At 69.6% G+C, this 22,151-nt stretch carries 25 protein-coding genes; 15 read left to right on the top strand and 10 right to left on the bottom strand.

Annotated features, from left to right (window positions below):
- Positions 1 to 54: 54 nt before the first annotated feature.
- Complete coding sequence (locus ASC65_RS10285; RefSeq protein ID WP_056452331.1) at positions 55 to 1,020, top strand: TraB/GumN family protein; 966 nt, start codon at positions 55 to 57, stop codon at positions 1,018 to 1,020.
- Between the two features lie 113 nt (positions 1,021 to 1,133).
- Here the strand turns inward: ASC65_RS10285 and tldD are convergent, their stop codons facing one another.
- From tldD to ASC65_RS10265, 4 genes are read right to left on the bottom strand one after another with little or no spacing between them, the layout of a single operon-like run.
- On the bottom strand, positions 1,134 to 2,564 hold the full coding sequence (gene tldD / locus ASC65_RS10280; RefSeq protein WP_056452328.1) for a metalloprotease TldD: 1,431 nt from the start codon (positions 2,562 to 2,564) through the stop codon (positions 1,134 to 1,136).
- Between the two features lie 46 nt (positions 2,565 to 2,610).
- On the bottom strand, positions 2,611 to 3,387 hold the full coding sequence (locus ASC65_RS10275; protein WP_056452324.1) for a GIN domain-containing protein: 777 nt from the start codon (positions 3,385 to 3,387) through the stop codon (positions 2,611 to 2,613).
- Between the two features lie 13 nt (positions 3,388 to 3,400).
- On the bottom strand, positions 3,401 to 3,973 hold the full coding sequence (locus ASC65_RS10270) for a DUF1700 domain-containing protein (RefSeq protein WP_056452320.1): 573 nt from the start codon (positions 3,971 to 3,973) through the stop codon (positions 3,401 to 3,403).
- Positions 3,970 to 4,341, bottom strand: a complete 372-nt coding sequence (locus tag ASC65_RS10265; protein WP_056452317.1) for a PadR family transcriptional regulator — start codon at positions 4,339 to 4,341, stop codon at positions 3,970 to 3,972. The genes ASC65_RS10270 and ASC65_RS10265 overlap by 4 nt, the downstream gene beginning before the upstream one ends.
- Positions 4,342 to 4,586: 245 nt before the next feature.
- Here ASC65_RS10265 and coxB point away from each other — a divergent pair, with 245 nt between their 5' ends.
- From coxB to ASC65_RS10215, 11 genes are all read left to right on the top strand, one after another.
- Positions 4,587 to 5,597, top strand: a complete 1,011-nt coding sequence (gene coxB / locus ASC65_RS10260) for a cytochrome c oxidase subunit II (protein WP_156459629.1) — start codon at positions 4,587 to 4,589, stop codon at positions 5,595 to 5,597.
- A 24-nt stretch (positions 5,598 to 5,621) separates the two neighbouring features.
- A complete protein-coding gene (gene ctaD, locus ASC65_RS10255) occupies positions 5,622 to 7,292 on the top strand; it encodes a cytochrome c oxidase subunit I (RefSeq protein ID WP_056452311.1) in 1,671 nt (556 codons plus the stop codon).
- Positions 7,293 to 7,406: 114 nt separating this feature from the next.
- The gene (gene cyoE, locus ASC65_RS10250) at positions 7,407 to 8,375 is read left to right on the top strand and encodes a heme o synthase (protein ID WP_056452308.1); all 969 of its coding nucleotides are present in this window, start codon (positions 7,407 to 7,409) and stop codon (positions 8,373 to 8,375) included.
- Between the two features lie 3 nt (positions 8,376 to 8,378).
- Positions 8,379 to 8,555 carry a hypothetical protein gene (locus ASC65_RS17470; RefSeq protein WP_200939824.1) on the top strand — a complete coding sequence of 59 codons (177 nt, stop codon included), beginning with the start codon at positions 8,379 to 8,381 and terminating at the stop codon, positions 8,553 to 8,555.
- A gap of 10 nt (positions 8,556 to 8,565) precedes the next feature.
- Entirely contained in the window at positions 8,566 to 9,129 is a 564-nt protein-coding gene (locus ASC65_RS10245; protein ID WP_082525981.1) for a cytochrome c oxidase assembly protein, read from the top strand.
- Positions 9,130 to 9,180: 51 nt separating this feature from the next.
- Entirely contained in the window at positions 9,181 to 10,089 is a 909-nt protein-coding gene (locus ASC65_RS10240) for a cytochrome c oxidase subunit 3 (RefSeq protein ID WP_056452305.1), read from the top strand.
- Between the two features lie 24 nt (positions 10,090 to 10,113).
- Positions 10,114 to 10,488, top strand: coding sequence for a DUF983 domain-containing protein (locus tag ASC65_RS10235; protein ID WP_056452302.1), 375 nt, complete (start codon positions 10,114 to 10,116; stop codon positions 10,486 to 10,488).
- A complete protein-coding gene (locus tag ASC65_RS10230) occupies positions 10,481 to 11,236 on the top strand; it encodes an SURF1 family protein (protein ID WP_056452299.1) in 756 nt (251 codons plus the stop codon). The genes ASC65_RS10235 and ASC65_RS10230 overlap by 8 nt, the downstream gene beginning before the upstream one ends.
- Before the next feature lie 50 nt (positions 11,237 to 11,286).
- Entirely contained in the window at positions 11,287 to 12,498 is a 1,212-nt protein-coding gene (locus ASC65_RS10225) for a M16 family metallopeptidase (protein WP_156459628.1), read from the top strand.
- Positions 12,499 to 12,522: 24 nt separating this feature from the next.
- On the top strand, positions 12,523 to 13,113 hold the full coding sequence (locus tag ASC65_RS10220) for a GNAT family N-acetyltransferase (RefSeq protein WP_056452293.1): 591 nt from the start codon (positions 12,523 to 12,525) through the stop codon (positions 13,111 to 13,113).
- A 32-nt stretch (positions 13,114 to 13,145) separates the two neighbouring features.
- The gene (locus tag ASC65_RS10215) at positions 13,146 to 14,813 is read left to right on the top strand and encodes a putative bifunctional diguanylate cyclase/phosphodiesterase (protein WP_056452289.1); all 1,668 of its coding nucleotides are present in this window, start codon (positions 13,146 to 13,148) and stop codon (positions 14,811 to 14,813) included.
- Between the two features lie 121 nt (positions 14,814 to 14,934).
- Here ASC65_RS10215 and ASC65_RS10210 read toward each other — a convergent pair whose 3' ends face one another.
- A complete protein-coding gene (locus ASC65_RS10210; protein ID WP_082525980.1) occupies positions 14,935 to 15,504 on the bottom strand; it encodes a YqgE/AlgH family protein in 570 nt (189 codons plus the stop codon).
- A 132-nt stretch (positions 15,505 to 15,636) separates the two neighbouring features.
- Between ASC65_RS10210 and ASC65_RS10205 the strand changes: the two genes are divergently transcribed.
- Both ASC65_RS10205 and ASC65_RS10200 read left to right on the top strand, forming a co-directional pair.
- Positions 15,637 to 16,122, top strand: a complete 486-nt coding sequence (locus ASC65_RS10205; RefSeq protein WP_056452284.1) for a peroxiredoxin — start codon at positions 15,637 to 15,639, stop codon at positions 16,120 to 16,122.
- 91 nt (positions 16,123 to 16,213) lie between these two features.
- Positions 16,214 to 16,660, top strand: a complete 447-nt coding sequence (locus ASC65_RS10200) for a very short patch repair endonuclease (RefSeq protein ID WP_056452281.1) — start codon at positions 16,214 to 16,216, stop codon at positions 16,658 to 16,660.
- Here ASC65_RS10200 and ASC65_RS10195 read toward each other — a convergent pair.
- The 5 genes from ASC65_RS10195 to ASC65_RS10175 all read right to left on the bottom strand — a co-directional run bounded on the left by ASC65_RS10195 (position 16,621) and on the right by ASC65_RS10175 (position 21,374).
- The gene (locus tag ASC65_RS10195) at positions 16,621 to 18,633 is read right to left on the bottom strand and encodes an ATP-binding protein (RefSeq protein WP_235561472.1); all 2,013 of its coding nucleotides are present in this window, start codon (positions 18,631 to 18,633) and stop codon (positions 16,621 to 16,623) included. The genes ASC65_RS10200 and ASC65_RS10195 overlap by 40 nt on opposite strands.
- 67 nt (positions 18,634 to 18,700) lie before the next feature.
- Complete coding sequence (locus ASC65_RS10190; protein WP_056452278.1) at positions 18,701 to 19,738, bottom strand: quinone-dependent dihydroorotate dehydrogenase; 1,038 nt, start codon at positions 19,736 to 19,738, stop codon at positions 18,701 to 18,703.
- Positions 19,729 to 20,085, bottom strand: coding sequence for a DUF952 domain-containing protein (locus ASC65_RS10185; protein WP_056452275.1), 357 nt, complete (start codon positions 20,083 to 20,085; stop codon positions 19,729 to 19,731). Before ASC65_RS10185 ends, ASC65_RS10190 begins: the two co-directional genes overlap by 10 nt.
- Positions 20,082 to 20,582, bottom strand: coding sequence for a SixA phosphatase family protein (locus ASC65_RS10180; protein WP_056452272.1), 501 nt, complete (start codon positions 20,580 to 20,582; stop codon positions 20,082 to 20,084). The genes ASC65_RS10185 and ASC65_RS10180 overlap by 4 nt, the downstream gene beginning before the upstream one ends.
- A gap of 51 nt (positions 20,583 to 20,633) precedes the next feature.
- Positions 20,634 to 21,374 (bottom strand): class I SAM-dependent methyltransferase, encoded by a 741-nt coding sequence (locus ASC65_RS10175; RefSeq protein ID WP_056452269.1) that lies wholly within the window; start codon positions 21,372 to 21,374, stop codon positions 20,634 to 20,636.
- Positions 21,375 to 21,419: 45 nt separating this feature from the next.
- On the opposite strand from ASC65_RS10175, the gene gloB reads away from it, so the two are divergent.
- The gene (gene gloB, locus ASC65_RS10170) at positions 21,420 to 22,148 is read left to right on the top strand and encodes a hydroxyacylglutathione hydrolase (RefSeq protein WP_056452266.1); all 729 of its coding nucleotides are present in this window, start codon (positions 21,420 to 21,422) and stop codon (positions 22,146 to 22,148) included.
- Positions 22,149 to 22,151 lie beyond the last annotated feature (3 nt).

Here is a 22,151-nt window from a genome sequence, read left to right as displayed (position 1 = left end):
GTTCTGAAATGGGCCGCCCACCACGGCGTTTTACTCAAGGGAACAGGTATAGCCATGAAGACCGCCGTTACTTTCCTTGCCGTCGCGACCCTTCTGGCCGGTGCGCCCGCCGTGGCGCAGGAGGCCCCGTCTCCGGTCACGGCGTCGACGCAACAGGCGGACGAACTGGGCGAGATCATCGTCCTGGCCCGGCGCTCGGGGGCGCCGATGTGGACGGTGACCAAGGGCGACAGCACCCTCATCCTGGTCGGCGCCATCACCGGCCTGCCGCGGGACCTGGAATGGCGGCCGGACGATCTGGAGGCCGCCGCCGCCCGCTCGGACCTGATCCTGACGCCCCAGGTCGGGCGCGCCTCGATCACCGACGTGCTGCGGGTGCTCTGGCGGATCCGCACCATCGCCCGGATGCCGCAGGGGCAGACCAGCGCCGACTATCTGACGCTTGAGTGGCAGACCCGGCTCGACGCCGTCATGGCCGGCGAGCGGAATCAGGACTGGCGTGAGAAGAGCCTGCTGATTCTCGGCTTCGACCTGATGAAGGACAAGGCCGGCTATACCGGTCGCGGCGGCCGGGATGACGCCCTGGACGTGATCGAGCGCGCCGGGCGCCGCGCCCGGGTGGATATCCGCCCCGTCGGCACGGTCCGCGGCGATGAACTGATCGACAGCCTGATCACCGCTCCGCAGTCGTCTCACGTCGCCTGTGTGCAGGCCGCCGTCGCCGCCGCCGAGATCGGCCCGGACGCCGCCCGCCAGCGGGCTGAGGCCTGGCGCGCGCTGCGCGTGCCCGAGGTGATCGACTCGCCGCTCGACAAGGCTCTGGCCCAGTGCTGGCCGTGGGGCGACCCGGAGATCGCGCCGCAACTGCACTCGCAGTGGGCCGCCGCCATCGAGACGGCCCTGTTCTCGCCCGGCGTGACCATGGGCGTCGCCCCGGTCCGCCTGCTGGCCGAAGAGGGCGGGGTGCTGGACGACCTCGAGGCCCGCGGCTTCGAGATCGACGGGCCGGAGTGGAAGTGAGGTTTTAGGTACTAGGGGCTAGGTTCTAGTGACGCTGTCGCGGGCTCCGGCGCGAGCTCAGGCGCAGGTGACCTTTCTTCCCTAGAACCTAACCCCGAGAACCTAGAACCTGATCAAACGGCCGTGCCGCCCACGGTCAGCCCGAGGATCTTGAGGCTGGGTTGGCCGATGCCGACGGGGACGCCCTGGCCGGCCTTGCCGCAGACGCCGACGCCGGGGTCGAAGGCGAAGTCGTCGCCGATCATCTCGACCCGCTGCAGCGCCGTGGCACCGTCGCCGATCAGGGTCGCGCCGCGCACCGGGGCGGTGATGCGCCCGTCCTCGATCAGGTAGGCCTCGGTGCACTGGAAGACGAATTTGCCGTTGGTGATGTCCACCTGGCCGCCGCCGAAATTGGCGGCGTAGAGGCCGCGCTTGGTCGAGGCGATCATATCGGCCTGCTTGTCCTTGCCCCCTTCCATGAAGGTGTTGGTCATGCGCGGCATCGGCATGTGGGCGAAGGACTGGCGCCGGCCGTTGCCGGTGGCGTGGGTGTTCAGTTGGCGGGCCGAGAGGCGGTCGTGCATCAGCCCGACCATGATGCCGTCCTCGATCAGGACGGTGCGCGAGGTCGGGGTGCCCTCGTCGTCGATGGTCAGGGAGCCTCGGCGGCCGGCGATGGAGCCGTCGTCGACGACTGTCACGCCCGGGGCGGCGACGCGCTTGCCCATCATGCCGGTGAAGACCGATGAGCCCTTGCGGTGGAAGTCGCCTTCGAAGCCGTGCCCGATCGCCTCGTGCAGCAGGACGCCGGGCCAGCCGGCGCCCAGCACCACGTCCATCTCGCCGGCCGGGCAGTCGACGGCGTCGAGATTGACCAGGGCCTGGCGCAGGGCTTCGTCGACCTGGCCCTGCCAGCGGTCGGGCGCAATCCAGGTCTCGAACCCCGAGCGGCCGCCGGCGCCGGCGGAGGCGCCCTCGCGGCGGCCGTCCTTCTCGACGGTGACCGAGACGTTCAGGCGAACCAGCGGGCGGAAGTCGGAGACGCGGCGACCGTCGCCGCGCAGGATCTCGATCTGGCGGCGCTCGCCGATCAGGCTGGCCGAGACCTGGACCACCCGCGGGTCGCGGGCGCGGGCCCAGGCGTCGATCTCGCGCAGCAGGTCGATCTTGTCGGCGAAGGCCGGGGAGGCGAGGGGGTCGACCGCCTCATAGAGCTTCTGGTTGGTGGCGCGGGGCGCCTCGGCGGCGGTCCCGGCGTGCCCGGCCTTGGCCAGGGCGGCGCTGTCGGCGGCGCGGCGCAGGGCGGGCGCGCTGATCTCGTTGGCGTGGGCGTAGCCGGCGGTCTCGCCCGCCACGACGCGAAGGCCGAAGCCTTCGCCCGCGTCCCAGGCCGAGGACTTCAAGCGGCCGTCGTCGAAGACGAGGGATTCGGATTCGGAGCGTTCGAGGAAGAGTTCGCCGTCGTCGGCGCCGGCCAGCGCCGCCTGAAGGATGCCGAGCGCCTCCTCGGGGGCGACGTCGGCGGTGTCGAGGATGGCGGGCGGCGAAACGGGGACGGTCATGGAGCCCAGATAGGCGCTGACCGTCCCCGCGTCACCTTCGCAGGCGCTATTCCTGCTCGACCTCGCCCCAGCCGCTGGTCGACTGGCGCAGCTGGGCCGGGCGGCGGGACAGGTTGACGTCGCCGTCGCCGGTGATGTCGATCTGGACGTTTCCGGTCGGTCCGGCGCGGGTGTCGCCGTCGCCCGAGGATTCGATGACCGCATCCGTGACCTCGAGGCGGTGCAGGTCGGCGTCGCCGTCGCCGTACACCTTGAGATCCAGACGCTCGGTCGCGCCGCGGGCGTCGGCGTCGCCCTCGCCGTTGAGGCGCAGGGTCAGGGTCGGCTGGTCGTAGTCGCGGATAGACAGGTGACCGTCATCACCGACGTCGAAGGTGGTGACCTTCGGGGCGGTGACCACGACGCGCAGGTCGTCGTACTCGCTCCAGGCGCGGATGCCCCGGCCGCTCCAGCGGATGTAGCCACGATCGCCGACGTTATCGCTGTCGAGGGTCAGGCGACCGTCCTGGAAGCGGACGCGGTCGATGACGGTCTTGGGCCCGGTGATGTGCACCCCCGGCGTCGTGCCCTGGACGTAGGTGACCTGGGCGGGGAGGTCGATGGACAGGCGCTCGCCGCCGCCCCAGGCGATGTCGCGGGTGGCCTCGGGATCGCTGCGGCCGCGCTCGAAGCGGATGCTGTCGCCGCCCGTGCCGCCGTCCTCGACGATCCAGGTCCAGTCGTTGCGTTGGACGTCGTTCCGGACGAGCGCCATGCCGCCGCCGAGACCGACAAGGGCGAGCAGGAAGCCGACCCCGGTGATGACCAGTAGATTGCGGATCATGTCAGGTCCTCCCTCAGGCCTGAACTTGGTTGTCGATCGCGGGCTTGAGCACGCGATAGTGGAGACGGGCGTACCAGACGGTGGCGTCGATCAGCCACTTGGTCAGGACGGCCATCAGGCCGCTCATGAACAGGCCCAGCCCCATGAAGCCGATGCCCATCAGGATGGCGGCCGCTACGCCGCCCGGCGCGCCCATCAGCGGGCCGACGACGAGGATGATCCCGCCGGCGAAGAAGATGGCGATGCCGGCCACCAGGAAGCCGAGGACGGTGCCGAACAGCGGCAGGGCGATCGGCAGCAGGATCAGGATGTCGATGGCGCCCAGGCCGATGAGGCCGAAGATGGCGCCGGCGGCGGCCGACGGATTTTGTTCCTGGGTCCAGCGGCGGGCGCTGGCCTCGGCGCGCAGTTCGCGGGCCAGGCGACCGGGGTCGCCAAGGGCGCCGGCGATCTCGGCCTCGGTGCGGCCGGCCTCCACGCCTTCGTCGAAATGCGCCTCGTAGTCGGCGGCGATCTCGGCGGCGGTCGTCATCGGCAGGCCGATGAGGCCCTGTTTCAGCCGGGCCATGAATTCGGCGCGGGTCATTGTTCGGCTCCCCTTTCAGTAGCGACGGCGGCCGGCTCTGCGGGCGCCTCGGCGGTCATGACGCCTTCGACGGCGGTGACGAAGGCGCGCCATTCGGCGGTCTGGGTCTCCAGGGCGCGGCGGCCCCCGTCGGTCAGGCGGTAATATTTGCGGGACGGTCCGGCCGTCGATTCGACCAGATAGGTCTCGACCTGCCCGTCAGACTGCATGCGGCGCATCAGCGGGTAGATCGTCCCCTCGCCCATGTCGATCGCGTCGGAAAGTGTCGAAGCGATCTCGTAGGCGTAGCTGTCGCGCCGGTTCAGAAGGGCCAGCACACACAATGTGAGCACTCCCTTCTTGAGTTGGATTTCAATGGTTTCAGGCACCTCGGCGTCTCCTGTGATGGAGATGGGATATCGCAAGGTATCTTGCGCTACAAGGTAGCTGGCGAAACATGAATGCGATTTAATCCGGCGCCCGAACGTCGCGGTTGCGTCCTATCGCTTGGCAAGCGCGGGAGGGGGCGATATGGACCCCCGCGAAGTACCGCCGCGGGCAGCGCGCTCCGGCGGTTGTTTGCGATCCACTCGCAAACGATTGCGACGAAACGAATTTAATGAGGATGTCTCGCATGGGGATGGGCACGCGGGCCCGGGGTCTGATCGGCGGCGGCATGACCGCCCTGGCCCTGGCTCTTTTCGCCGCGCCGGTCGCGGCGCAGGACCTGATGGGTCAGCCCACGCCGGGCGGCCTCGGCCTGCAGCCGGCGGCTTCGCCGCTCAAGGAGCAGGCGCACCATTTCCACGACCTGATCCTGATGCCGATCATCACGGCGATCACCCTGCTGGTGCTCGGCCTGATCGTGTGGATCTGCATCCGCTACAACAAGAAGGCCAACCCGGTTCCGGCCAAGTGGAGCCACAACACCCTGATCGAGATCATCTGGACGGTCCTGCCGGTCCTGATCCTGGTCTTCATCTCGCTGTTCTCGTTCCGCCTGCTGTTCGCCTACCACGACATGCCGGAGCCCGGCCTGACGGTTAAGGTCACCGGCAACCAGTGGAACTGGGCCTACGAATATCCGGACCAGGGCATCGGCGAGTACATCTCGAACATGCTGCCGGAAGACGAGGTCGCCTCGCGCGGCATGCCGACGAGCCTGTATCGTCTGGCCGCTGACGAGCCGATGGTCGTTCCGGTCGGCACCAACGTCCGCCTGCTGGTCACCGCCACCGACGTCATCCACGCCGTCGCCCTGCCGGCCTTCGGTCTGAAGACCGACGCCGTCCCGGGCCGCGTCAACGAGACCTGGTTCCGCGCCGACCGCGTCGGCACCTTCTACGGCCAGTGCTCGGAACTGTGCGGCGTCGACCACGCCTTCATGCCGATCCAGATCAACGTCGTCTCCAAGGCCCAGTTCGAAGCCTGGGTCGCCTCCAAGGGCGGCTCGATGACGCCGAAGACTCCGGAACAGGCTCCGGGCGGCACCGCCGCCCAGGTCGCCGCCGGCACCACGGGCGCCCTGACCGTCTCGCAAGGCGCCAACGCCATCCCGACGGCCCAGGAAGCCACCACCCCGACCGCCCAGCCGACCGGCGCCGCCGCGCCGGCCGCGCCCGCCGCCGCTCCGGCCGCCCAGTAACGAACCGCGAGAGCCCCAAAGACCATGGCCACCGCAGCCGAAAATCTCGCCTATGACCACGACGGTCATGACGATCACGACCACAAGCCGGGCTTCTTCACCCGCTGGTTCCTGTCGACCAACCACAAGGACATCGGCACGCTGTATCTGATGTTCGCCATCATGGCGGGCATCGTCGGCGGCGCCCTGTCCGGCCTGATCCGCTGGGAACTGGCCGAGCCGGGCATCCAGATCTTCGCCGCCAACTCGTCGGTCAGCCTGCTGGGCCTGATCGAGCAGTCGAAGCACGGCTACAACGCCGTGGTCACCGCCCACGCCCTGATCATGATCTTCTTCATGGTCATGCCGGCGATGATCGGCGGCTTCGGCAACTGGTTCGTGCCGATCATGATCGGCGCGCCGGACATGGCCTTCCCGCGCATGAACAACATCTCGTTCTGGCTGCTGGTCTCGGCCTGGGTGCTGCTGATCCTGTCGATGTTCGTCGACGGCGGTCCGGGCCGCGGCTTCGGCGGCGGCTGGACGATCTATCCGCCGCTGTCCACGACCGGCCACACCGGCCCGGCCATGGATCTGGCGATCTTCTCGCTGCACATCGCCGGCGCCTCGTCGATCCTCGGCGCCATCAACTTCATCACCACCATCTTCAACATGCGCGCGCCGGGCATGACCCTGCACCGGATGCCGCTGTTCGCCTGGTCGGTGCTGATCACCGCCTTCCTGCTGCTGCTGTCGCTGCCCGTCCTGGCCGGCGCCATCACCATGCTGCTGGCCGACCGCAACTTCGGCACCAGCTTCTTCAATCCGGCCGGCGGCGGCGACCCCGTCATGTTCCAGCACCTGTTCTGGTTCTTCGGCCACCCCGAGGTGTACATCCTGATCCTGCCGGGCTTCGGCATCGTCAGCCACATCGTCTCGACCTTCTCGAAGAAGCCTGTCTTCGGCTACCTCGCCATGGCCTACGCCATGGTCGCCATCGGCTTCATCGGCTTCATCGTGTGGGCGCACCACATGTACACCGTCGGCATGTCGGTGAACCTGCGCGCCTACTTCGTGGCCGCGACCATGATCATCGCAGTGCCCACCGGCGTTAAGATCTTCTCGTGGATCGCGACGATGTGGGGCGGGTCGATCAGCTTCAAGACGCCCATGCTGTGGGCGATCGGCTTCATCTTCCTGTTCACCCTGGGCGGCGTCACCGGCGTGGTCCTGTCGAACGCCGGCATCGATTACAGCCTGCACGACACCTACTACGTCGTGGCGCACTTCCACTACGTGCTGTCGCTGGGCGCCGTCTTCGCCATCTTCGCGGGCTTCTACTACTGGTTCGAGAAGATGTTCGGCGTGAAGTACAACGAGTTCCTCGGCTGTGCGCACTTCTGGATCATGTTCATCGGCGTGAACCTGGTGTTCTTCCCGCAGCACTTCCTCGGTCTGCAGGGCATGCCGCGTCGCTACGTCGACTATCCGGAAGCCTTCACCCTCTGGAACCATGTTTCGTCGGTGGGCTACGCCATCACCGTCGTCGGCGTCGTCGTCTTCCTGATCATGCTGCTGGAAGCCGCGATCCGTCGCCGCAAGGGCGTCGCCAACCCGTGGGGCGAAGGCGCCACGACGCTGGAATGGACCCTGTCCTCGCCGCCGCCGCACCACCAGTTCAACGAACTGCCCGTGGTCAAGAACGACGAGCATTAAGACGACCGGCTCCGGCCGGAACGACCTACGGGGGCCGCTCTTTCGAACGAAAGGGCGGCCTTCGGCCTTTTTCAGGCGCTAACGCGCGTCGCGCCACCCGAGCGCAAGAGACCCATGACCGAACCCGCCGCCCCGCCCGCCGTATCGCTCGCCCAGCCGGAGGACTTCTTCCAGCTGTTGAAGCCGCGCGTGATGTCGCTGGTGATCTTCACCGCCGTCACCGGCCTGGTGGTCGCACGCGGCGACCTCGACTGGATCTCCGCCGCCATCGCGATCCTGTGCATCGCCGTCGGCGCAGGCGCGGCGGGGGCGCTGAACATGGCGCTGGAGGGCGACACCGACGCCCTGATGCGGCGCACGCGCGGCCGGCCGGTGGCCGCAGGCCGGGTGAAGAAGAACGACGCCATGGCCTTCGGCGTCATCCTGTCGATCTTCTCGGTGATGCTGCTCGGCATGGCGACCAACTGGCTGGCCGGCGGCCTGCTGCTGATGACCATCCTCTACTACGCCGTCTTCTACACCCTGCTGCTGAAGCGCCGGACGCCCCAGAACATCGTCATCGGCGGCGCCGCGGGGGCCTTCCCGCCGGTGATCGGCTGGGCCGCCGCGACCGGCCAGGCGCCATGGCAGGCCTGGCTGCTGTTCCTGATCATCTTCCTTTGGACGCCGCCGCACAGCTGGGCCCTGGCCCTGTATTCGGCCGGCGACTACGCCAAGGCGGGCATCCCGATGATGCCCGTGGCGCGCGGGGCCAAGAGCACCCGCCTGCAGATCCTGCTCTACACCCTGGTGTTCGTGCCGGCGGCGATCGCGCCGGGCTTCACCGGTCTGGGCGGCCCGATCTATCTGGGCGTCTCGATCGTGGGCGGGCTCGGCTTCCTGTGGCTGGCCCTCCGCCTGTGGCGCTCGCGCGCCGGCGACCAGCCGGACAAGGCCGAGGCCGTGGGGCGAGAGGCCGCATTGTATGACGTGCGCGCGGAGGCCAAACCGGCGCGCAACCTGTTCGCCTTCTCCATCCTCTATCTGATGGCGCTGTTCGCGGCCCTGCTGGTCGAGAGCGTGACGTCGTCCGTGAGCCTGTAACCCATGCGCCTGACCCCCGAAGAACTCGCCGCCCGCAAGAAGCGCAACCTGGCCATCGCCGGCGCTCTGGTGGTGTTCATCATCCTGGTGTTCGGCGTCACCGTGCTGAACCTCAAGCGCAACCTCGACGCCCGCGAGGCCGCCATGGCCGCGGGCCAACCGGTCGGCTACGCGAACTGAGGCCGGCGCCGTGAACCGCAAGAATCTGATCGCGATCGCCTGCGCATTCGGCGTCATGGCCATGACCGGCGCCGCCTTCGCCGCCGTGCCGCTCTATCGCCTGTTCTGCCAGGTGACCGGTTTCGACGGCACGGTGAAGAAGGCCGAGAAGGCCCCGGACACCATCCTCGATGAGACGGTGCTGATCCGGTTCGACACCAATGTCCGCGGCCTGCCGATGGTCTTCAAGGCCGAGCAGATCAGCCAGCGGGTGCGGATCGGCGAGACGGGCATGGCCTATTTCGACGTGACCAACACCTCGGACCATCCGATTCACGCCACGGCCGCCTACAACGTCGTGCCCGAGCGCGCCGGACCGTACTTCCAGAAGCTGCAGTGCTTCTGTTTCGAGGGTCAGGTGATCCAGCCCGGCGCCACCATGAAATTCCCCGTGCAGTACTTCGTCGCCCCCGAGATCGCGACCGATCGCGAGGCCAACGGCGTGCGCGAAATCACCCTCAGCTACACCTTCTATCCGACCAAGGGCTTCGAAGAGGCCCCAAACGCTGCCGCACCCACTGGCGCCGCCGGATAGCGGACGCTATAGCCTCCACCCAACGACTCTCGACCGTTCCAAGAGACCTAGATGGCCGACGCCCACGCGACCCCGCACCACGACTACCACCTGGTGAATCCAAGCCCCTGGCCGCTGGTTTCGTCGATCGCGGCGACGATCATGCTGATCGGCGCCGTGGTGTGGATGAAGGGCCTGGTTCCGGCTGATTCCGGCCCGGTCGCCTCGGCCCTGCTGTCGGAAGGCAAGATGGCCCTGTTCTTCGCCGGTCTGGCCGGCGTGCTGGTCTCGATGTTCGGCTGGTGGTCGGACGTCATCAAGGAAGCCAAGGCGGGCGACCATACCCCGGTCGTCTCGATCGGCCTGCGCTACGGCATGATCCTGTTCATCGCTTCGGAAGTGATGTTCTTCGCCGCCTTCTTCTGGATGTTCTTCGAGATGGCGATCTTCAATGAAGCGCGCGCTCACATCCCGCAGGTCGCCTCCTGGGCCGACACCGCCGCCGCCTGGTCGACCTGGCCGCCGAAGGGCGTCGAGGTCCTGGACGCCTGGCAGCTGCCGCTGCTGAACACCATCATCCTGCTGCTCTCGGGCACGACCGTCACCTGGGCTCACCACGCCCTGGCCAACGGCGACCGCAAGGCGACCAAGATCGGCCTGGCCATCACCGTCGCGCTCGGCATCCTGTTCACCGCGGTGCAGGCCTACGAGTACCAGCACATCATCCACGAGCACCTCTTCTTCAACGAAGCGGCGGCCAACTCCGGCCTGTACGGCTCGATCTTCTTCATGGCGACCGGCTTCCACGGTTTCCACGTCCTCGTCGGCACCATCTTCCTGATCGTCTGCCTGCTCCGCATCATGGGCGGCGGCATGACCCCGCAGAAGCATTTCGGCTTCGAGGCGGCCGCCTGGTACTGGCATTTCGTGGACGTGGTCTGGCTGTTCCTGTTCGCCTTCGTCTACGTCACCTTCGGGTGACCCCGGCCTTCGCCGGGGTGACGAATGTCCTCTGAACTCAAAGACGCTGCACCGGCGCGGATCGACCCGATCCGCGCCGGTCTGCTTTGCCGCTGCCCCCATTGCGGGCAGGGGCCGCTGTTCGAGGGCTTTCTCAAGGTGGTCGACCGCTGCGCCGCCTGCGGTTTCGACTTCAGCCGCCTGAACACCGGCGACGGGGCGGCCATCTTCATCATGCAGATCGCCGGCGGGATCGTGGTGTTCAGCGCCCTGTTCGTGATGATCGCCTACGATCCGCCGATCTGGCTTCTGCTGCTCATCGCCCTGCCGCTGGTCGCGACCCTGTCGATCGGCCTGATGCGGCCGGGCAAGGGGGTCATGATAGCCCTGCAGATGCGCAACCGGACCAGCCATGACTGAGGCCGCTCGCCGTCGTTTCCCGTGGGGACTGACCGTCGTCGCGGCCCTCGCGCTCGCCCTGCTGCTGTCGCTCGGCGTCTGGCAGGTTCAGCGGCTGCACTGGAAGCAAGGCCTGATCACCCAGGCGGAGACCGCCGTCGCCCGGCCGCCCGCGCCCCTGGCGACCGTTCTGGCCTCGGGCTCGCCGGAGTTCCGCAAGGCGTCCATCGACTGCCCGGGCCTGGCCTCGGCGCCCTATGTCGAGTTGCAGTCGATCCACGACGGCCAGGCCGGCGTGCGCCTCATCTCCGCCTGCCGGCCGGCCGGGCAGGAGCGCGCCTTCCTGGTCGACCGGGGCTTTGTCGCGGACGAGATTTCGGCCCGGCCGCCCGTGGCGTCGTCGACGGTCCCGATGACGGTCGCCGTAGAGCTCCGGCAGACTCCCCCGCCGGGCGCCATGGCACCCCCGCCGCAGCAGGGACGCTTCTACGCCCGCGACTCGGCCGCGATGGCCGAGGCCCTGCAGGTCGGCGAGGTCTCGCCCTGGACCCTGTTCGCCCTGACCTCCTCCAATCCCGAGTGGCAGGCCCTTCATCCGTCCGCCCCGCCGGCGGCCTTTTCAAACAACCACCTCGGCTACGCCCTGACCTGGTTCGGTCTGGCGCTGGCCCTGATCGCCTTCTACATCGCCCTGCTGCGCCGAAAGCTCAGCCCTCAATCAGCCACGCCAAGCGAGCGGGGCAATAGGACGACGAAGGAGCCCCTCTGACCGCCCGCTTGCACACCCTGTCGAACGGCCTGCGGGTCGTCTGCGATCCGATGCCGGGCCTGCGCACGCTGGCCCTGACCGTCGCCGTGCGCGGCGGGGCCAAGTGGGAGGATGCGTCCCGCTCGGGCTGGTCTCATTGCCTCGAGCACCTGGTGTTCAAGGGCGCCGGCGAGATGAGCGCGCGCGAGATCGTCGAGCGTATCGAGGCCGAGGGCGGCTCGCTCAATGCGGCGACGGGCTATGAGCGCACCAGCTTCGAGGTGCGGGCGCTGCAGGGATCGCTCGGTCTGGCGATGCAGGTGGTCTCGGACCTGGTGTTTCGTCCGACCCTCGATCCCGATGAGATCGAGCGCGAGAAGGATGTCGTCGCCCAGGAGATCGCCGAGGCCTTCGACACGCCCGACGACCACGTCTTCGAAATGGCCCAGACCCGGGCCTATGGCGATCAGCCGCTGGGCCGCCCGATCCTCGGTTCGGTGGCCAGCCTGAAGCCGATCAAGCGAGCGGGAATTGGCGAATGGCGTGCGCGCCTCTACTCGCCGGATCGCATGGTCGTATCGGCCTCGGGCGCGGTCGATGAGACGGAGCTTCTGGCCCTGGCGGAGCGCTGGTTCGGCGGCGAGGCGGCGACCCCGGCGGACGCCCCGGCGGCGCCTGTCTTCACCGGCGGCGATGCGACCCTCACCCGCCGCATCGAGCAGGCCAATGTGGTCTTCCTCCTGCCCGCGCCGTCCGCGGTGGATCCGGCATATCCGGCCGCCCGGCTGATGACCGAGATCCTCGGCGGCGGCATGGCTTCGCGGCTGTTCCAGAGCGCCCGCGAAGCGCGCGGCCTGGCCTACGCCATCGACGCCTATCACGAGCCGTATGAGGATGCGGGCCTGCTGGGCATCTACGCCGGCGCCGCGGCCGATCGCTCGGTCGAGCTGGCCAAGGTCTGCGCCGCTGAACTGAAGGCCCTGGCCGAGCACGGCCCGACCGACGTCGAGCTGTCGCGGTCCAAGGCCGTGTTGAACGCCGGCCTTTGGATGTCGGACGAAAGCCCGGCGGCGCGCGCCGGTCGAGCGGCCGCCCAGGTACTGATCTTCGGCGCCCCGATCGGCTCGCAGACCATGGCCGACCGGGTGCTGGCCCAGACCGCCGAGGACGTGCGCGCCGCCGCCGCCGTGACCCTGTCCGCCGGTCTCGCGGCGACCGCCGTGCTCGGCCCGAAAACGGCGGCTCCGGCCGGCGCCGCCTTCCGCTACGCTCTTTTCGCCTGACGCCTCGAAGACTATCCTTCGCCGATGGCCCTGCTGGACTGGATCAACGAGGTAAGCGGGCCGATCGTCCGGGGCCACGGTGTCTGCCTGCGGCCCCCACGCGCGTCCGATCACGAGGCCTGGGCCGGCCTTCGGCAGGCGTCCTACCGCTACCTGCAGCCCTGGGAGCCGACCTGGCCTGAGGACGACCTGACCCGCGCCGCCTTCCGCCGCCGGCTGTCGATCTACGCTCGCGAGATGGAGGCGGGGAACGCTTGGCCCTTCTTCATTTTCGCAGAAGGCGACCAGTCGCTGCTGGGAGCCATCACCCTGTCGAACGTGCGTCGCGGCGTCGCCGAATCCGGCACCCTCGGCTACTGGATCGGCCAGGGCCATGCCGGGCAGGGACACGCCACCGCGGCGGTGCGGGCGATGGTCGAATACGCGTTCGATGAACTGGCGCTGCACCGGGTCGAGGCGGCCTGCGTGCCGAGCAACACGGCCTCCCGGCGGGTGCTCGAAAAGGCCGGCTTCGCGCACGAGGGGCGGGCTCGTGCTTATCTCAAAATTAACGGCGCTTGGGCAGATCATCTGCTGTTCGGCATCGTCAATGACGCGGTCGGGCGCGGCGGCTAGTCAGGCCGTCCTGTCAGGACCGGTCACGCGCTTTGAACACACGCTCCAGAAGTCTGGCCTGGGACGCGACGACCGCCATTGAGGCGCTCGCGGCTGCAGACGCCGCCCTGTGGGTGTGGACCCCCGCCGACGATCAGATGCGCTTCACCGGGGCGACCCGGGCCCTGGGTTTGGGCCCCCTCGCGCCGGAATGCTCGGGCGCGGCCTTCACCGCCGTGGCCATCCCGCAGGACCGCGCCCTGGCCGAAAAGATCCTCAAGCCGCAGGAGGAGGGGACCGAGGTCGCCGTGCGCCTGCGCATGCGCGACGCCGAGACCTGCATCTGGCGCGGCGTCTGGCTGGAAGACGGGCTGCGCGCCGCCGGCGTGGTGGCGTTGGAAACCAAATTCGCCGCCTCGCACCGCGATCACCTGACGGGCCTGCTAGACCGCCGCACCTTCCTGGCGCGCATCAGCGAGACCTTGGTCCAGCCGGGCGACTATGAGCTGGTGGTGGCCGACCTCGACCGTCTGCGCCGCCTCAACGAGGCCCTGGGCCATGAGCGCGCCGACCTGGTGCTGGCCGCGCTCGGGTCGCGTCTGAACGCCGCCTTCGCGCACGAAGCCGGCGCGGCGCGCATTGGCGAGGACGAGTTCGCCATCATCGTGTCGCGCGGCTCGGGAAACACCGCCGAGCGCCTGCGCGCGGCGCTGGAGCAGCCGCTGCGCGTGGCCGGCTTCGATATCTATCCGACGGTCTCGATCGGCGCGGTCGTCGCCGAGGGCGGGCCGGATGCGCCGGATCCCGCCGAACTTCTGCGCCGGGCCGAACTGGCCGTGGAGCAGGCCAAAACCGCGGGCCGCGGCGGGGCCGCCGCCTATGGCCGCGCCCTGGAGTCCGACAGCCTATCGCGTCTGGCGCTCGAGGCGGACCTGCGCAACGCCTTCCTGCGCGGCGAGATCGAGCCCTTCTACCAGCCGATCGTGAACCTGACCTCGGGCGCCGTCGCCGGCTTCGAGGCGCTGGCCCGCTGGCGCCATCCGCAGCGCGGCCTGGTGCCCCCGGACGAGTTCCTCGGCCTGGCGGACGAGATGGGCCTGATGAATGATCTGGGCCTGCTGATGATGCGCCAGTCGGCCCGGCAGCTGGCCGAGTGGCTGGCGCGCCATCCGACCGCGGGCCGCCTGTTCTGCAGCGTCAACCTGTCGGTCGGCGAGATCGAGCGGGCCAACCTGGTCGACGACGTGCGGCGCATCATCGTCGAGTCGGGCCTGCCGCGCGGGGCGCTGAAGCTGGAGGTCACCGAGGGCGACATCATGCGCGACACCACGCGCGCCGCCGACACTCTCAAACAACTGCGGGACGCCGGCGCCTCGCTGGCGCTGGACGACTTCGGCACCGGCTTCTCGTCGCTCAGCTACCTGGCGAAGCTGCCGTTCGATACGCTGAAGATCGACCGCTATTTCGTGCTGACCATGGACAAGGACGAGGGCTCGGCGAAGATCGTCAAATCGGTCGTCAACCTGGGCCGCGACCTGTCGCTGGAGGTCGTCGCCGAGGGGGTCGAGAACGCCGGCCTGGCGGCTCTGCTGCTGGACGCCCAGTGTCACTATGGTCAGGGCTTCGGCTACGCCGCCGCCCTGCCGGCCCAGGAGGCCGAGGTCTATCTCAACGAGTCCCTGGCCGACGGCGTGGCGCCGCTGAAGCAACGATCGGCGTAGGTAGGGTCTAGGTTCTAGGTTCTAGGTTCTAGGTTCTAGGGGAGCCGCGGTCGAGCAGCCCTCCTGATCCGCGTCCATCGCCCCAGCCCCCAGCCCCCAGCCCCTAGAACCTAGCCCCTGCTCAGGCCCGTCCGCTTTGCCCTGAGAGCTGGGCCGGGTCGATGCCGAGGGCGTGGATGGCGCGGCTCCACTTGCCGGCGTAGTCGGGGTCGAAGATCAGGTCGGGGTCGGGTTCGGCCGTCAGCCACACGTTCTCGCCCAGCTCATCCTCCAGTTGACCCTCGCCCCAGCCCGCGTAGCCGAGCAGCAGCACGGCGCGGCGCGGGCCGGCGAAGGGGTCGACCATGGCCGCCAGGGCCTCACGCGTGCCGGTCATGGCCAGGCCGTCGCCGAAGGCCATGGAGGCGTCCGGGGCCATCCAGTCGTCGGTGTGAAGGACGAAGCCGCGCTCGCGCTCGACCGGGCCGCCGACCAGGACGGCGCGCTGAGCGGCGGCGTCGGGGGCGGGGGTCTCCAGCTTGGCCAGGACGCTCTTCAGGTCGACGCCCGGCGCGGGGCGGTCCAGCCGCAGGCCCATGGCGTGATCGGGACCGTGGGCGCAGACCAGGATGACCGCGTGCTCGAAGCGGGTGTCGCTGATGCCGGGCATGGCCACCAGCAGCCGTCCGACGAGGGATTCGAAGCCGTCCATACCTCCTATCATCGGATCGCCGGGGGGCAGGCGCAAGGCGCGGAAGCGTCGCGGGCTTGGCGAGAACGGCGGTCGGCCTTATCTGGGGCGCAGACGAGCCCGTCCAGCCCAAGCCCAGCCCGGAGCCCCCTCATGACCATCCAGATCGGCGACCGCATTCCTTCGGCCACCCTGACCCGCGCCACCGACGACGGTCCGAAGCCGGTTTCGACGGATGAGATCTTCGCCGGCAAGACCGTGGCCCTGTTCGCCGTGCCCGGCGCCTTCACCCCGACCTGCTCGGCCCGCCACCTGCCGGGCTTCAAGGATCACCGCGCGGACCTGGCCGCCAAGGGCGTCGACACGATCGCCTGCGTCTCGGTCAACGACGCCTTCGTCATGGGCGCCTGGGCCGACAGCCAGGGCATCGGCAAGGAAGACATCCTGATGCTGGGCGACGGCAACGGCGACTTCACCCGCCAGCTGGGCCTTTCGCTCGACGCCAAGGGCTTCGGCATGGGCGAGCGCTCGCAGCGCTATTCGATGATCGTCAAGGACGGCGTCGTGGCGCAGCTGAACATCGAGCAGCCGGGCGAGTTCAAGGTGTCCTCGGCCGAGCATCTGCTGGCCACTCTCTAAAGGGCGCTAACGCTCGCCGCGCGGCGGCTCGCTGCTTGAGCGCGGGGCGCTATCGCTCGCTGAGCGAGGGCGTTCCCGCGTTCCTGAGCTGATGAGCACCGACGTCTTCAGTCCCGAGCAACGCAGCGCCGTGATGCGGCGGGTGAAGGGACGCGACACGCGGCCGGAACTGGCCGTGCGTCGTATCCTTCGCGAGGCGGGCATCGGCTATCGGCTGGGCGGCGCAGGCCTGCCCGGCCGTCCGGACTTGGTGATGAAGGGGCGGCGGGTCGCCCTGTTCGTGCACGGCTGCTTCTGGCACGGGCACGACTGCCCGCGCGGCGCACGCCAGCCCAAGGCCAACGCCGACTACTGGATCGCCAAGATCGACCGCAATCGGCGACGCGACGCCGAGGCGGAAGCGGCGCTGGACGGGGCCGGATGGCGGGTCGTCACGGTCTGGGAGTGCGCGATGAAGGCGCCCGACTTCGGCGACCGGCTGGTCGCCGAGGTGCGCGGTCAGGCGGCGGCGGAGGCCGGGGGGGCGACGTCGTCCTGAGCCATGGTCATCACATGGGTGATGGCCCCCAGCAGCATGGGCGGGGTGATCGGCTTGGGCACGAAATAGGTCATGCCGGCGTCGGTGCAGGCGGCGATGTCCTCGGCCGAGGTGTCGGCGGTCACGGCGATGACCGGGACCAGGGCGTTGGGACCGCCGCCGGCTCGGATGCGGCGGGTGGTCTCGCGACCGTCCAGCTCGGGCATGCGGACGTCCATGAAGATCAGGTCGAAGCTGGAGCTCTCGCAGATCTTCAGGGCGGCCATGCCGTCGGCGGCGGTGGCGATATCGCAGCCCAACGGCTGAAGGATCAGCTGGATGGCGCGGCGGTTGATGTCGTGGTCGTCGACGACCAGCACGCGCATCGGACGGCCTTCGTCCTCGTCTTCGGCGCCCTCGGCTGCGACGGGCTCGGGCGCGGGGGCCGGTTCGGGATGGGGCCCGACGGCGCTCGGGTCGACCTGAGCGAGGACGGCCAGGACGGCGGGGGTCGCGGCCGGGGCTTCGGCGGTCAGAGACTGGGCCAGCGGCGCCGGCGAGGCCGGGGCCGACGGGCGGGTCGAGACGCGGGTCGACAGGGCGCGGGCGACGGCGTCTCGGCTCTCCTGATCAAGGACCTGGGTCGGGGCGGCGATCACCTGGCCGTCGTCGAGGCGCAGGGCGAGGGTGAAGCTCGCGCCCTTGCCGACGGCGCTGCGCGCGGTCAGGCGGCCGCCCATCAGCTCAGCGAGCTGGCGGCTGATGGCCAAGCCCAGCCCGGTGCCGCCGTACTGGGCGCTGACGCCGGCGATGGTCTGGTCGAATGGGGTGAACAGGCGCGACAGCTGGTCGGGGGTCATCCCCGGGCCGGTGTCGGCCACTTCGATCAGGACGGCGTGGCCGCCGGTGTCCTCGGCCCAAGCGTTGAAGCGCAGGGTGATCGAGCCCTCGGCCGTGAATTTCATGGCGTTGGAGATCAGGTTGTTGAGGATCTGACGCAGCCGCATCGGATCGCCGCGCACCGACATCGGCACGCGCGAGGCGCCCTCGATGCGCAGCTTCAGGCCCTTGGCGCGGGCCGGGCCGCGCCACAGCCGGGCCGACTGGTTGAGCAGGTCGCGCAGGTTGAAGTCGGCGCTCTCGACCGTCATGTGCCCGGCTTCGAGCTTGGCGTGGTCGAGCAGATCGTCGAGCAGGGCCTTCATCATGAAGCCGGCGTCGCTGATCAGGCGCGCCTGGGCGCGGGCGGCGCTGTCGCCAGCCCCGCGCTCCAGCTCGGCCGAGCCGGTCAGGATGGCGCTGATCGGGGTGCGCAGGTCGTGGCCCACAGCGGCGAGGAAGGCGCTGCGGCCCTCCATGATCCGTTCGGCGTCGGCGCGCTTCTCTTCCGCCTCTACACGGGCGGCGCTTTCGGCGATGCGCGACTGGTTCATGCGCTGCCAGGTCGACAGGCAGTAGGTGATGAAGACGCCCACGGCGATCGAGGCGGCGGTCACGAAGGCCGGCGACGCGTGGAAGGCGAACATGAAGAAGGGCGTCGAGGCCAGGTAGAGGAACTGCGGCGTCACCGTCAGCACCAGCACCGAGGTCGAGCGTGGGGCGTTGATCATCGAATAGATGGCGCCGGCGGAGAGCAACATGGCCGCGCAGATGCCGCCCATTGGGCCGCCAGCCTGCCACAGCGGAATGGCCAGACTGCCAAAATAGCTTGCGTTGACGAACAGGATCGCATCGCCGGCCAGGCCGCGTGGGCCGCGCAGCCGCTCGGTCTTGCCCTGGTTGACGGGCCCGAAGATCCACAGGTCGACCAATTGGATAACGAAATAGCCGAGCACCCAGGCGACGCTGAGGTCCCAGCCCAGCAGCGGGCTGAACACCAGGGCGCTGGCCGCAGCCATGCCCAACCGCTGCAGCAGCGCCTTGCGCCGCTGACGGATGGCGCCGGCCCAGCTATCGGACGCGGCGGCAGGCATATCGGCTTTGGCGTTCGCCATGCATCCCCCGGGAGGCGGGCGTAGTCCGCCCTTCCCGCCACCATGCACAGCTTGCCCTAACGCTCCGTCAACGCGCGGTTGCGACGGCCTCGACCACGCTGGAGAAACCGTCGGCGCGCAGGCGGGCGGCCAGATCGCGCTTGATGTGGCCGACCAGCCCCGGCCCGGCGAACACCAGGGCGGAATAGAGCTGGATCGCGGCGGCGCCGGCGCGGATGCGGGCGTAGGCCTCTTCGCCGGAGTCGATGCCGCCGACCGCGATCAGCGGCAGTTTGCCGGCGGCCGCTTCGGCGGCGGCCCGAAGAGCGGCCATGGCCTTGGCCTTGAGCGGCGCGCCCGACAGGCCGCCGGCCTCTCCGCGGTCCGGTGCGCGCAGGCTTTCCGGGCGATCGAGGGTGGTGTTCGAGACGATCAGGGCGTCGATGCGATGGTCGATCGCGGCCTCGACAGTCAGGGCGATCTCGGCCGCGGTGAGGTCAGGCGCGATCTTGAGGAAGACCGGCGTCGGGTCATCGCCGCGGGCCTCCGCCAGCCGGCCGAGCAGGTCGTCCAACGCGGCCCGCCCCTGCAGGTCGCGCAGACCCGGCGTATTGGGCGAGGAGACATTGACGGTGACGTAGTCGGCCAGACCCTTCAGGCGAACCAGCCCTGTGACGTAGTCCGCCGCCTTGTCCTCGGTGTCCTTGTTGGCGCCGAGGTTGGCCCCGATGACGGTCTCAGTGGGGCGGCGCGCCAGATTGGCGGCGAAGGCCTCCAGTCCCTGGTTGTTGAAGCCCATGCGGTTGATGACCGCCCGGTCCTCGCTCAGGCGAAACAGGCGCGGCTTCGGATTGCCGGGCTGGGCGCGCGGCGTCACCGAGCCGCATTCGACGAAGCCGAAGCCGAGGCGGGCCAGGCCGTGCAACGCCTCGCCGTTCTTGTCGAGACCGGCGGCGAGGCCGACCGGGTTGGCCAGGCTGAGGCCGGCCAGGGTCGTGTGCAGCACGGGATCGTCGACCGGGGCCGAGGGGAGCGGCAGGGTCTTCAGGGCCTTGATGGCCAAGCCGTGGGCGGCCTCGGGGTCGATCTTGCGCAGCACGGCCGCGCCGATGTCGCTCAGGGCCATCCGGCGGCTCCGTCCTCGAACTTCAGGGTCCCTTCGGCGTCGACGGACAGGCCGCGCTCGGCGACCGCCGCGGCGAAGGGCAGGGGGGCGTAGAGGTGCGGGAACAGGTCGCCGCCGCGCGACGCCTCCCACTTCAGGGTCTCGCTGAGCCAAGTGCAGTCCACCGTCACCAGCACCAGGTCGCTGCGGCCCGCATAGTGGCGGCGCGCCGTCTCGGCCAGTTGGGCCGAGGTCGACATGTGGATGTAGCCGTCGGCGAGATCGACGGCGGAGCCGCCGTAGGCGCCCGAGGGGCGCGCGGCCTCCCATTCGGCGCGATCGACCAGCTTGTAGGCGACTTCGCTCATGCGGTCAGGTCACGCGGCTGGAGGAAGCCTTCCAGGGTGCAGCGGCCGGCCGGGTCGACGCCGAACACCGCCGCGGCGCCCGGCGGGAAGCCGCCCGTCATGCGGTCCAGGATGGCCGGCGAAGCGGCGCTTTCGATCAGATATTCTACGGCCAGGACATGGACGCCCGGATTGTGCGCCACCACCATCAGGCAGCCGGCCGCATCCTCGGCGTCCTCGATGTAGCGACGCAGGATGTCGGCGGGACCGTTGTAGAGCGGATCGTGGTCGTGCACCTCGACGTCGCCGAAGGCGTCGTGAGCCAACTCCCAGGTCTGGGTGGTGCGCTTGGACGGCGAAACCAGGGCCAGGTCAGGCTTGAGTCCGCGGGCGGCCAGGGCGCGGCCCATGGCGGCGGCGTCTTCGCGGCCGCGGGCGGACAGGGCCCGGTCGCGGTCGCGCCCGGAGCCGGCGGCCCGTTCGGCCTCGGCGTGCCGCATCAGGATCAGTCTCTGCATGCTCCGGCCTTTAGGGCCTGACCGTGACAAATGGAACCGCCGGCGAAGGGTTCACGGATGGCTGCGGCGCGCCCGGGACGCCGGTTGCGGGTGCAGGGCCGGGGTCAGCAGCGGGGCGGTGGCGGCGGCCCCGCCGGGATGAACCCGCGCATAGGCCTGGCGCGTGGCCTCGAGCAGAATGACGCCGGCTGCGCCGGGCATGATGTGACGGCCGATCTGTTCGAAGCCGTCGGCGAAGGGCAGCAGCGGACGCCATGGCGGCACGTAAAGGGTCTGGGACCAGGCCGTCGGCTCCAGCCCGGCCTCGCGCACCAGTCGCTCAAGCTGGCGGCGGGTGAAGGGGCGGCCGTGGCCGAAAGGCGTCGCCTCGACCCGCGACCAGAGCCCGCCGCGGGCGGCGGCGACGAGGATGATCCGTCCCGCCGGGGCTAGGGCGCGCACCGCCTCGAGCAGCAGGGCTTGGGCGTCGTCGGCCTCTTCCAGGGCGTGGACCAGCAGGATGCGGTCGAAGGCGCCGGCGGCGAAGGGCAGGCGGCGGTCGTCGACCAGGACCGTACGGTTGCGGCCGGCGGCGGGCCACAGCTCGACTCCCTGACCGCTGGGCATGGCGGCGACGACGCGGCGGGCGCCGACGAAGGCGTCCAGCCAGGGCGTGGCGTAGCCGATGCCGAGGACGTCGGTCCCGTTCGCCTCGCCCCAGGCGTCCTCCAGCCGGCGCGCGAGCAGCCGACGCGCCAGGGTCCCGGCCGGTTCGCCGTAGAAGTCCCGGAGCTCTTCGATACTGCGGCGCATGACCCCATCATAGGCGCATGGGGGCCCGGCTGCTAGGATCGGGTCATGACCCTGGACGTCCGACTGTTCCCCTGCCTCAACGACAACTACGGCTTCCTGCTGCGCGATGCGGCGACCGGACAGGTGGCGACGGTCGATACGCCTGACGCCGAGGCCGTGCTGGCCGAGTTGGAGCGGTCGGGCTGGGGGCGGCTGGACCTGATCCTGAACACCCATTGGCACCCGGACCACACCCAGGGCAACGCGCGCCTCAAGGCGGCGACCGGCTGCGAGATCGTCGGTCCGGAGGAGGTGCGCCGCGCCGCCTCGCTGGACCGGGTGGTCCGCGGCGGCGACGTCGTGCAACTGGGCGAGACGACGCTGGCGGTGACCGAGACGCCCGGCCACACCCTCGGCCACATCGTCTATCGCGACGCGGCGAGCGGCCAGGCCTTCGTCGGCGACACCCTGTTCGTCATGGGTTGCGGTCGGCTGTTCGAAGGCACGGCCGAGCAGATGTGGACCAGCCTGTCGACGCTGGCGGCCTGGCCGGACGAGACGGTGATCTGGTGCGCCCACGAATACACCGCGGCCAACGCCCGCTTCACCCTGAGCCTGGATGATCGCCCCGAAATGGCGGCGCGAGCGGCGGCGGTGTTCGCGGCCCGTGAGCGCGGCCAGCCGACGGTGCCGACGACGATCGGGGCGGAGAAGGCCTTCAACCCTTTCCTGCGGGCCAGGGACGCCAGCGACTTCGCGGCGCGCCGCGCGGCCAAGGACAGCTTTGCGGGCTAGCGG

It is taken from the genome of Brevundimonas sp. Root1279 (assembly GCF_001425945.1).
Lineage (GTDB): Bacteria > Pseudomonadota > Alphaproteobacteria > Caulobacterales > Caulobacteraceae > Brevundimonas.
This window is presented reverse-complemented; position numbering and strand designations above follow the sequence as displayed.

What these genes read in the sequence shown, in the direction of transcription:
- cyoE (WP_056452308.1), top strand. Translation starts at nt 7,407, where the DNA reads ATGACCGAACCCGCCGCCCCGCCCGCCGTATCGCTCGCCCAGCCGGAG.
- ASC65_RS10210 (WP_082525980.1), bottom strand. Translation starts at nt 15,504, where the DNA reads ATGGACGGCTTCGAATCCCTCGTCGGACGGCTGCTGGTGGCCATGCCC.
- ASC65_RS10230 (WP_056452299.1), top strand. Translation starts at nt 10,481, where the DNA reads ATGACTGAGGCCGCTCGCCGTCGTTTCCCGTGGGGACTGACCGTCGTC.
- ctaD (WP_056452311.1), top strand. Translation starts at nt 5,622, where the DNA reads ATGGCCACCGCAGCCGAAAATCTCGCCTATGACCACGACGGTCATGAC.
- coxB (WP_156459629.1), top strand. Translation starts at nt 4,587, where the DNA reads ATGGGGATGGGCACGCGGGCCCGGGGTCTGATCGGCGGCGGCATGACC.
- ASC65_RS10220 (WP_056452293.1), top strand. Translation starts at nt 12,523, where the DNA reads ATGGCCCTGCTGGACTGGATCAACGAGGTAAGCGGGCCGATCGTCCGG.
- ASC65_RS10205 (WP_056452284.1), top strand. Translation starts at nt 15,637, where the DNA reads ATGACCATCCAGATCGGCGACCGCATTCCTTCGGCCACCCTGACCCGC.
- ASC65_RS10200 (WP_056452281.1), top strand. Translation starts at nt 16,214, where the DNA reads ATGAGCACCGACGTCTTCAGTCCCGAGCAACGCAGCGCCGTGATGCGG.
- ASC65_RS10190 (WP_056452278.1), bottom strand. Translation starts at nt 19,738, where the DNA reads ATGGCCCTGAGCGACATCGGCGCGGCCGTGCTGCGCAAGATCGACCCC.
- ASC65_RS10240 (WP_056452305.1), top strand. Translation starts at nt 9,181, where the DNA reads ATGGCCGACGCCCACGCGACCCCGCACCACGACTACCACCTGGTGAAT.
- ASC65_RS10285 (WP_056452331.1), top strand. Translation starts at nt 55, where the DNA reads ATGAAGACCGCCGTTACTTTCCTTGCCGTCGCGACCCTTCTGGCCGGT.
- ASC65_RS10180 (WP_056452272.1), bottom strand. Translation starts at nt 20,582, where the DNA reads ATGCAGAGACTGATCCTGATGCGGCACGCCGAGGCCGAACGGGCCGCC.
- ASC65_RS10175 (WP_056452269.1), bottom strand. Translation starts at nt 21,374, where the DNA reads ATGCGCCGCAGTATCGAAGAGCTCCGGGACTTCTACGGCGAACCGGCC.
- ASC65_RS10235 (WP_056452302.1), top strand. Translation starts at nt 10,114, where the DNA reads ATGTCCTCTGAACTCAAAGACGCTGCACCGGCGCGGATCGACCCGATC.
- gloB (WP_056452266.1), top strand. Translation starts at nt 21,420, where the DNA reads ATGACCCTGGACGTCCGACTGTTCCCCTGCCTCAACGACAACTACGGC.
- tldD (WP_056452328.1), bottom strand. Translation starts at nt 2,564, where the DNA reads ATGACCGTCCCCGTTTCGCCGCCCGCCATCCTCGACACCGCCGACGTC.
- ASC65_RS10185 (WP_056452275.1), bottom strand. Translation starts at nt 20,085, where the DNA reads ATGAGCGAAGTCGCCTACAAGCTGGTCGATCGCGCCGAATGGGAGGCC.
- ASC65_RS17470 (WP_200939824.1), top strand. Translation starts at nt 8,379, where the DNA reads ATGCGCCTGACCCCCGAAGAACTCGCCGCCCGCAAGAAGCGCAACCTG.
- ASC65_RS10275 (WP_056452324.1), bottom strand. Translation starts at nt 3,387, where the DNA reads ATGATCCGCAATCTACTGGTCATCACCGGGGTCGGCTTCCTGCTCGCC.
- ASC65_RS10225 (WP_156459628.1), top strand. Translation starts at nt 11,287, where the DNA reads ATGCCGGGCCTGCGCACGCTGGCCCTGACCGTCGCCGTGCGCGGCGGG.
- ASC65_RS10195 (WP_235561472.1), bottom strand. Translation starts at nt 18,633, where the DNA reads ATGGCGAACGCCAAAGCCGATATGCCTGCCGCCGCGTCCGATAGCTGG.
- ASC65_RS10270 (WP_056452320.1), bottom strand. Translation starts at nt 3,973, where the DNA reads ATGACCCGCGCCGAATTCATGGCCCGGCTGAAACAGGGCCTCATCGGC.